Raw genomic sequence first — 1,383 nt, 5'->3', positions numbered from 1 at the left:
CCCTGATCCTGATGACGAGGCGCCGGTCGGCGGCCATGTTGCGCAGGAAGGCCTGCTCGTCGGCTGGGTCCTCGAAGGCCGGCGCCAGGGCGAGCAGCTCCCGGCCGGCCTCGTCCCCCGGCGTCGTACTCACCTCGGAGAGCTCGGCCTCGCCCTCTGCCACCACGAACGACACGAAGTCGGCGGTGCTGACGTACAGCGACGCCCGGGGATCACGACGCAGATGGCGCACCTTCAGCCGGTCGGCGGTCGTGCTGATCCGGACCGTCCGGCCCGCCGGGTCCCACACGTAGGCGACGGTCGAGAGCTGCGGGGTGCCGTCCCGCCTCGTGGTCGCCAACGCACCCACCTGATGCGCGGCGAGCAGCCGCACCAGGCCGTCCTCGGCAAGGACCACCGGCCCCGGCCCGCGGCCCGGTCCGTACGCCACCGGCTGATCGGTCGTGCTCACGTGGCTGCCTCCCGCTCGGGACGACCGGGACTCCGGCCATGGCCGGTCATCCGCCCGTCACCGTCCAGACCAGACTGTGTACCGCACCGGTGAGGTCCTGGATCGCGTAGCCCAGCACCAGGCCTGCGTCGTTGATGTCGACCGCGTAGCTCTGCGTGAAGCCGCTCGGGATCCCCAGGTCGATCAGCCGCCCGTTCTTCCACAGGGTGGCATGCGCACGGCCGTCGGACGCGCTCGCCCAGCCCGCGGCCTGCCCCGACTCGTTGACGGCGATCGCCTCGCTGCTGCTGCCGCCGCGCAGGACACCGAGGTCGGTCAGCCGGCCGTTCGTCCAGCGCACCGCGTGCCACCCGGTCTGGGTGCTGCTGCGGCCGACGACCACGCCCGCGTCGCTGATGTCGCGGACCTCGGTCTCCAGGCCGGCCAGTGTCCCGATGTCCGTCAGCGCGGCCGCGCGTCCGTTCCTCGGCGGCGTCTAGACGAAGCCGTGCGTGTAGTTCGGGCTGCGGGTGAGCGCACCGTTGCCGACGAGCTGGCCACCGTCGTTGAGGTCGACGGCGGTGGTCGTCAGGCCGAACGACCCGACGTCCACCGTGCCGGTGCGGGTCCAGACGAAGGCCCGGTCCTGGCCGTCCGTGCCACGGCCGGTGCCGAACACCTGGCCGGCGTCATTGAGCCCCACCGCGTTGGTGACCGGGAAGGGCGCCACGGCGGTCCGGGTTCCGTTGTCCCACAGCGCGGGACTGCCGCCCTCCTGGAGCAGCACCTGACCCGGGTCGTTGATGGCGAGCGGATGGCTGTTGCCGCCGGGTGCGGAGATGTCGGTGGGCGTACCGGCGTCCCAGCGCAACGAGTGGCGGGTGCCCCCGACCGTGGTGAAGCCGGCCACCTGGCCCTGGTTGTTGATGGCCACCGGGAAGCTGAACGCGCCG

3 protein-coding genes are annotated in these 1,383 nt (G+C 72.5%); all 3 read right to left on the bottom strand.

Going from position 1 to position 1,383, the window contains the following annotated elements; all coding sequences use genetic code 11:
• On the bottom strand, positions 1–451 hold a 451-nt coding region (locus FDN03_RS15980; protein WP_138178581.1), incomplete at its 3' end, for a TIGR03618 family F420-dependent PPOX class oxidoreductase.
• 46 nt (positions 452–497) lie between these two features.
• The gene (locus FDN03_RS16640; protein ID WP_283205497.1) at positions 498–848 is read right to left on the bottom strand and encodes a hypothetical protein; all 351 of its coding nucleotides are present in this window, start codon (positions 846–848) and stop codon (positions 498–500) included.
• Between the two features lie 78 nt (positions 849–926).
• Positions 927–1,383, bottom strand: a 457-nt coding sequence (locus FDN03_RS16635; protein ID WP_212743932.1) for a hypothetical protein, incomplete at its 5' end; no start/stop codon positions are given.

Source organism: Glutamicibacter sp. V16R2B1, assembly GCF_005774635.1.
In the GTDB taxonomy this organism is placed as follows: domain Bacteria; phylum Actinomycetota; class Actinomycetes; order Actinomycetales; family Micrococcaceae; genus Glutamicibacter; species Glutamicibacter creatinolyticus.
Note: the sequence above shows the minus strand (reverse complement) of the source record. Positions and strands in the feature narration are given on the sequence as shown.